The organism is Williamsia sp. 1138, from assembly GCF_002095435.2.
GTDB lineage: Bacteria > Actinomycetota > Actinomycetes > Mycobacteriales > Mycobacteriaceae > Williamsia.
Genome location: NZ_MJEJ02000039.1, coordinates 150828 through 158662 on the forward strand (window position 1 = coordinate 150828; position 7835 = coordinate 158662).

Genomic DNA, 7835 nt, shown 5'->3' on the forward strand with positions numbered 1-7835 from the left:
AGCGTGAGCGAACTGTCGGAAACAACTTCACTGCCAACCTATTTCGGTCCCGAATCAGCTCCCCTGTTCGGGGTCGTGCACCTACCCGCGGACGCACAGGTGCGCGGGGGCGTGGTGATATGCCCGCCGCTGGGCAAAGAGCAGGCCGACACGACCAGGGGCGTGAGGTATCTCGGCGAAGAGTTGGCCCGCAAGGGTTTCCTCGTTCTCCGCTTCGACTATGCCTGCACCGGCGAGTCGTCCGGCCCGCAAGGATCGCCAGATGCAGCGCAACGCTGGCTCGACAGCATCGACAGTGCGGTGAGTTACGTGCGTGAGCACACCGACAGCGTATCCCTGATCGGGCTTCGAGCAGGAGCGCTGCTCGGCGGCCAGAACCAACGCCTCCTGCAAACTTTCGACGCCCTGGTCCTGTGGGACCCAGTGGTCAAGGGTCGTCAGTACGTCCGTGGGCAGACGGCGCTGCACAACATGTCGATCGGGACAGTCGATGCCGACGACCCTCGGGTGCATCTGGTGGGCACATCGCTGGCCCAGAGTGCAGCCGACGCAATGGCTCGCATGCACCTGACCGCGCAGACCCTGGTCGAGGGACCCAAGGCGTTGCTGTGCGGAGTGCGCGACACCGACGTGCGTGGGCGATTCGCGACCGAGCTGGAAGCTGCGGGTGCCGAGGTGTTCCCTATCGGTGATCCAACGCCGTTCGTGGCCTCGCACACCGTCTATTTCGAGTTCCCCGTCACCGTAATCAAGCGAATCGCGCAGTGGCTCGGCGCCGCCGTCGGGACCGAAACCCGCAGTGCGGTTTTCGCACCTTCGAACCACGTTGTACTACCCGACGATTCGGCGGGTCCCGCCATCAGGAAGACCATTCACACTCTCGACGACGGAACGATCGTCTGGATCACCGAGCCCGACAGCGAGCGGTCTGCCGATGCCCCGGTACTGGTGGCCCATTCGACCGCCAACGACATCCGCACCGGGCCGGCGCGTCTGTGGGCCGACCTCGCCGAACTGGTCGCGCGCCGAGGTGGTCGGGCCGTTCGCTATGACCGTTACGGGGTCGGGGAAACGTCACCGGTCGATCCGGTCGACGACTTCTCGCCCCTGCACACAACCGAATCTATCGGTCAGGCGCGAGCGGTCACCGAGTTTGCGACGGTAGGCGTGCCGTCGCGGGTCGTCCACGCCGGCGTGTGTTCAGGGTCATGGCTGGCTGCGCACCTCGGGACCCGGGGAGCCCAGTCCCGAGTCGTGATGATCAATCCGTTGATGTGGCGATTGCGAACAACAACATTCGACACCACCAAGGCGTCTGCGATCGGTGCCGGCCCCTCGGTGTCCGAGGTGGTCGAGTCCACGGGGCCCGACAGCAGGCTGACAGCGCTGCAGATGAAGTTGCGTGAGAAGTTCGGGCCCCTCCTGCGCGCCCACATGCCGTACGCGGTCGTGAACCTGCTGGGGGTCGCCGGCGTGGTACAGGCCCCGAAAATTCTGCTGTCTGCGCTGGCAAAGCGTGGGGTCACACCGGATCTGATCTTTTCGCCATGGGATTACGAGAGGTTCACCCTCAATCGTGGCCCTCGTGCGCTGGAGACACTCGGACGTCGTGGCCGACGGCCGAACGTCAGGGTGTGTGAGTCCGGGGACCATCCCGCCATGCACTGGCTCATCCGTGAGACCGTGGTCGAGGTGTGCCTGGACGCACTCGGCCTCGCACCAGAAGGTATGGGCGCTCTGGACGGGGCCTCAGACGCTGTCGGCGGCTAGTCGACTGCGACCATGATCTCGTCGGCCGGCGCCGGTTTCCCGAACAGGTAACCCTGACCGTGGGTGAAACCGAGGTCACGCAGGTGCTCGATCTGACCCGGGTCCTCGACACCCTCGGCGACGGTCGCCATCCCGAGTGAGCTCGAGAGGGCACAGACGGCCTTGACGATGCTGTGCATGGTGTTGTCGTCGGTGCCCACCTTCGTGACCAGGGACCGGTCGACCTTGACCACCTGTACGGGCTGCTCGACCATGTACCGCAGCGCCGCGAACCCGGTGCCGAGGTCGTCGACGCAGACGGTGCACCCCAGGGCGTCGAGCTCGATGAGGGTCGCCGACGCGGGCGAACCGACCTCGATGAGGTCCCGCTCGGTGACCTCGACCCACAGCGCGTCGGCGGGCACACCGGTGGTCTCGAGGGTGGTGGCGACGAGTTCGGTCAGTGCCCGGTCCTGCAACTGCCGAGCCGAGAAGTTGACCGAGACGAACAGGCCGGGCGTCGTCGACGTGCTCCGCCAGATCGCGAGTTGTTCCAGCGCCGCCTGCACTCCCCAGCGGCCGATCGGGACGATGAGCGACGTGGCCTCGGCGGCGTCGAGGAAGTCGTGGGGTTTGCGGACCTCGTCGGCCACCCGCCACCGCAGCAACGACTCGTAACCGACGGTCTTCATCGTGATGATGTCGATGATCGGTTGGTAGTAGAGCTCGAAGTCGGTTCCGACCGCGTTCGACAACTCGGTGGTCCTCGAGACCTCGGTCTGCAATCGGGCGATCGAGTCAGGCGTCGCGTGCGCCACCGTGTCGCCGTCGACGATCGCGTAGTGGACCGCGGAGATCGCTGCCTGGACGAGGTCGGCCACGTCGGTGGCGGTGGTGACCACCGAGGAGATGGCCAATCCCTGGCAAGTCGGGACGAAGTACCTGCCGCCGTCGATCTTGAGTTGTCGCGTCAGACACTCCGAGATCAGGCGTTCCACCGTTTCCGGTGCGATGTCCCTGACGTCGAAACCCACGGTGAGAAGGTCGTTGTAGGGTCCCACCGACACGGTGCAGGCGCGCCCGAGCATGTCGACCAGCGCGCTGTGGGCCGCAGGCCTCATCTTCTCTGACGGATCCCAACCGACCGCACCGGCGAGGAGGCCGGTCGGATCCAGGCACACCACCGAGACGCCCAGAAAGTCGAAGTCGAGGTGAGCGGTGCACGCGCGGATCTCCGTGATCCCGTCGCGGGCAGACCCGGGCGACGATGGGGGGAGCGGCATGCCCTACCTTCCTGCCCACCTGCGGAGCCGACACCGGGTCGGGCCCCCATTTACACGAGCTGGGTCGTATTGAGAATACCTCCAACGTACGAATGCGCTCGCTGTACCTGGTCGCCGATCGCACCGGCTGTCTACACTGCATGGAGCCGTGCGACCCGTTGTGGGTGCACTATCGAGTTTCGTGAAGGCATCGCGGGATACGATCGTGTAATCCCGTCTCCGGCATCGATGGATGTGCGGTGGGTTCGAGCTACTTTCCCGGGGAATGGACAGGCTGCGACAGTGAGTTCAAGGTATTTCGAACGCTTCGACGCGCGTTCGACTGCCGTTCTCATCAGCACGTTCGGCGCGATCGGGTTGCCGATCTTCGCTTTGATCGCGCCGTCACTCATCGTCGCCGGGGGATTCAAATATCTCACGGTGATCTGGCTGTTCTCGGCAATAACATTTGCGATCACACTTTATGTGGGGCGGTTGACCGATCGCCAATTCGCGGTACTGGGTTTCGGCGGAATGGTCGGAGTCGCCTGGGCTGCCTATCTCGTGACAGATCCGGCCGTCTCGCGAGCAATTGTCGCTCTGCTGGCGGCTATCCCCGCGATCGCGGCCATGGCCTCGTCGCTTCGGGTGACGATCTCGTTCGCGGCGTTCGCCATGGGGCTCGCCGTGTTCCTGTCGACACTCAACGCCACGTCGTGGGTCGCGGTGATGGTCGCCGGTGGCGCCTCGGTGACCACCGTTCTGGTGCCGGTTTTCATGGTCGGCGCACTACGCCGATCGCTCGACTTCGCGTTGTCACGGGTGGCGAAACTAGGCGACACCGATCCGCTCACCGGAATTCTCAACCGGCGAGGATTTCTGAACAGCAGCAGTCGAATGCTGGAATGGATCGTCGCGCACGGAAAGTGCGTCGGTTTCATGATGATCGACATAGATGACTTCAAGAACGTCAATGATGCCCTCGGCCATGCAGCCGGCGACGCGGTGTTGGTCGATGCCGTCGCGAAAATCGAGAGCGCGGCGCCGCCCTATGCTCTCCTGAGCCGATTCGGTGGCGAAGAGTTCGTCGTGATGTACGCCTCCGACAATCGGGAAGAATTCTTCGAGATTGCCGAAAGAATCCGCGTGGCCGTTGCTGATCAATGTCCTGTCACGATCAGCGTCGGCGCCGTGCAAGCGCCATTGGGAAAAGCCTCCGACGGAACACCGAATATCGACAAGGTCATCGATACGCTCACCCGAATGGCCGACCAGAGCGTCTATTACGCGAAAAACGGTGGCCGCAACAGAGTGGTGTCCATGGTGGCCCCGGCGATCCAATGGACCCCAGGGCCACCATCTGAGCCGACCGTCAGGATCGTCGACACGACCCGCAACGTCGGCGTGTTGGCACTGATGCGTCGGTACAACGACAGAGATCAGGCTGCTCCGGCGCGCGACGGCGAGAACAGACTCTGACGGTTGGTGGTCAGCGGGGCAGAGGTGGCCACCATCTGTGCGTACACCGCCGGGTCGGCGTCGGCGGCCAGGGTTTCCCGGTCCCACCACATCAGGCTGGTGCGGTAGCGGTTGTCGGGGTACGGCGAGGCGGGGATGTCCTCGGCCACGCGACCGCCCGCGGACTCCCACCGGCGCAGAACGTGGTCGGCGGCCGTCGCCATGATGTACCGCGTGCCCATCAGTGTGAACGTGGGAATGGCCAGGCGTGCGAGCATCCCGGCGACGGTCGGTGCGGCGGGGCCGTCGGCGGCCCAGGCGGTCTTCATCTCGACGATGCCCTCGTCCAGCCGTGACCGGATCGCCTCGGTGACCATTTCCAGACCGGGCTGTCCCGCCCACTCCAGTAGTGCGTGTGATTGATGCGGGTCGACGTACGGACCCTGCGCCCGGACGCCACCGATGACGGCGCCGTCTTCGTCGACTGCCGCGTAGAACAACGACGTGCACTCACCGCGCACGACGGTGTCGTATTCGAGGGCCATGGAGACGCCGTGCGACGCATACGACGCCCGAGCGCCGTCGAGGTAATCGAGCCACAGGCTCGGGGCGGACGAGGGTGTCGCGACGACCAGCGACGTCGTACCCCTGACTGTCAGGACCTGCGTCTGGATATCACGCGCGGGGATGTCGGTGCGCGAGAAACGGTGGGCGTTCACATAGTCTGTAGTCACTGAGACTCCTGGTTTTGAGGGGTTTGCACTGATACATCAGCAATTCACTAAAAACAATTGTTGATGGGTGATGGCTTGCGGCGCTACTTAGTTCGGCGTAGGAAACGGGTTCACCGCGAGGTTCATCTGGTCAATTGTCGCTTGCGGACCATCGACATGTCATCGCCGCTGTGGGCGGCGCCATATCCCGGCGAATTATGAGATATCGTTAAGCGCTCGTTGCCTTTTGTTCGATTCTGCGTATTCGCTTGCTGCAACACTTGATTGGCGAACTTCCTCACGCTCCGCATTTTCAGTTTCCCCATTTCTGAAGAGATGACAGCATCGGTATAACGTCTCACTACAACTGGCCATCTGGCCAGGAAACGACGCAGAAGACGATGAGGAGGCGGTGCCGTGCCCGCGCCAGCGCAGGATCACACGCCGGCAGGAGGGGCGGTTGTCGAGATTCTCGATCCGCGATCCTCGAACGACATGACCAAGTTGGAGGAACTCCGTGCCGATGGCGCGGTTGACTTCATCGATCTCGCCGCCGATTTGACCGAGGCGGCAGGGAAGCTGGTGCCCCCGCCGGACGGCTGGCCAGAAGCCGACGGCAGCCGCTGGGTGTTCTATCCGTGGCGCGGCAAAGCGGTGCATCTACTCGGCCCGGCCTCATACCGAAGGCTGCGACTCGATAGGAACCGAAACAAGCTGTCCGCCGCCGAGCAAGACCATGCGGCCACCCTGCGCATCGGTGTGGTGGGTCTGAGTGTCGGACACGCGGTCGCGCACACTCTCGCCCTGGAAGGTCTCTGCGGGCAGTTGCGACTCACCGATTTCGATGAGATCGAACTCACCAACCTCAACCGGGTGCCGGGATCGGTGTTCGACATCGGCGTGAACAAGGCCGTGGTCGCGGCCCGCCGGATCGCCGAACTCGATCCCTACCTCGAGGTGCAGGTGCACCAGGGCGGCGCCGAAGCCGCGACGATCGACGCGTTCCTCGACGGGCTCGATGTGGTGATCGAAGAGTGCGACTCCTTCGACGCCAAGGTGCTGGTACGGGATCGGGCCAGGGCTCTGGGGATTCCGGTGATCATGGAGACCAGCGACGGCGGCGTGCTCGACGTCGAACGTTTCGATCTCGAACCCGACCGACCGCTGTTCCATGGTCTGCTCGGAGATTTCGACGCCGATGCCCTCGCCGGACTCACCACAGAGGAGAAGGCGCCGTTCGCGGTGAGGATCCTCGACGGGGCACGGCTCACTGCGCGCATGGCAGCGTCAGCGCTCGAGATGGGCCGAACCCTGTCTGCCTGGCCGCAGCTGGGCGGAGACGTGGCTCTCGGCGGTGCGACGGTCGCTGCCGCGGTGCGCCGGATCGTCCGAGGCGAAGACCTGCCCTCAGGTCGGGTACGCGTGGACCTCGATTCGATTCTCGACGACCTCGAGTCGCCGGTCGTCGACGAGACTGTGCCCGAACGTGTTCCGGCAGATGTGCACGCCATCATCGATGGTCTCGGCCCCCGTGATGCGGTGCTGTTCGCCGGACTGCGCGCACCGTCCGCAGGCAATACGCAACCATGGCGATTCTCCTCTGACGAGGACGGGGTGACCGTGCGGCTCGACGCGACACCGACGTCGAGCGCCGATGTCGAACGCCGGGCTTCGGCCGTGAGTCTTGGTGCCGTACTGCACAACCTGACTGCTGCAGCCGCCGCCGTCGGGGTGTACGGGAAGGCAGGCATCGTCGGCGTCGGCGACGGCGTCGAGGTGCGGGTCGACTTCGGCGACATCGCCGAAACCGGCGCGAGCGTTCGTCCCCTCCTCGACCGTCGCACCAACCGGGCTTTCGGGGACGGCAGCGAACTCGACGCGGGTGTGGTCGCCGCGTTGTCCTCCGGCGGTTCCGCCGGTACGGGTGTCCGATTGATCACCGATCGTGGTGCCCTTGCCGGATTCGCGGCCGTCGCCGGATCAGCCGAACGGCTCCGGTACCTGACCCCGGCGCTGCACGCCGAGATGATGGCCGAGATCATCGATCCGTCAGATGTGCACTCCGACACCGGTATCGATGCCGACGACCTGGCTTTGCTGCCGCAACAGGCGCCGCTGATGGTGGTGCTGCGCAGGCCCGACGTGATGGCTCACCTTAACGCGTGGGGCGCCGGATCGGTACTGGGCGCCGATGCCCAGGGTCGCATCATGACGTCGTCGGCGCTGGCGGTGGTGACCCAGGAGGGTCGCAGCACCGCGGACTATGTGCGCGGTGGCCAGACGATGCAGGAGCTGTGGATTCGTGCCGAGATGATGGGCCTCGCGGTACATCCGATGAACCCTGTTTTCCTCTACGCCGACGGCCGTAAGGAGCTGGCGCAGATCGCGCCGGATCGGGTGGACGAATTCGAGGCGCTGGCAGAGCAATTGAAACAGGTGCTGGGCCTCGCCGACGGCGAAGTGGTCACCACGGTGCTGCGCCTGTTCCGCACCAACGCGACACCCCCGGCGAGCCGGCGTCGGTCCTTGGCGAACGTTTTGGCCTGACCTCCGCGAATCTGCTCCACTTCTGGGGATCTGCTCCGCTTCCAGGGTGCTGGAAGTGGAGCGTCTTTCTGGAAGTGGAGCAGATCAGGCGGGTCGGGGGGTGAGG

5 protein-coding genes are annotated in these 7835 nt (G+C 64.6%); 3 read left to right on the plus strand and 2 right to left on the minus strand.

The genetic code is table 11. From position 1 onward, the window contains the following. The first annotated feature begins 3 nt into the window (after positions 1-3). Positions 4-1770: a hypothetical protein gene (locus BH683_RS11010; protein ID WP_084836302.1), complete on the plus strand. Its 1767-nt coding sequence runs from the start codon at positions 4-6 to the stop codon at positions 1768-1770. Here BH683_RS11010 and BH683_RS11015 read toward each other — a convergent pair. After that, entirely contained in the window at positions 1767-3032 is a 1266-nt protein-coding gene (locus BH683_RS11015) for an EAL domain-containing protein (protein ID WP_084836303.1), read from the minus strand. The genes BH683_RS11010 and BH683_RS11015 overlap by 4 nt on opposite strands. A 282-nt stretch (positions 3033-3314) precedes the next feature. Between BH683_RS11015 and BH683_RS11020 the strand changes: the two genes are divergently transcribed. Next, positions 3315-4490, plus strand: coding sequence for a GGDEF domain-containing protein (locus tag BH683_RS11020; protein WP_084836304.1), 1176 nt, complete (start codon positions 3315-3317; stop codon positions 4488-4490). On the opposite strand, the gene BH683_RS11025 is transcribed toward BH683_RS11020, so the two are convergent. Further along, complete coding sequence (locus BH683_RS11025; RefSeq protein ID WP_084836305.1) at positions 4451-5203, minus strand: hypothetical protein; 753 nt, start codon at positions 5201-5203, stop codon at positions 4451-4453. The genes BH683_RS11020 and BH683_RS11025 overlap by 40 nt on opposite strands. A 396-nt stretch (positions 5204-5599) precedes the next feature. Between BH683_RS11025 and BH683_RS11030 the strand changes: the two genes are divergently transcribed. Further along, on the plus strand, positions 5600-7729 hold the full coding sequence (locus tag BH683_RS11030) for an Rv1355c family protein (RefSeq protein ID WP_094647401.1): 2130 nt from the start codon (positions 5600-5602) through the stop codon (positions 7727-7729). Positions 7730-7835 lie beyond the last annotated feature (106 nt).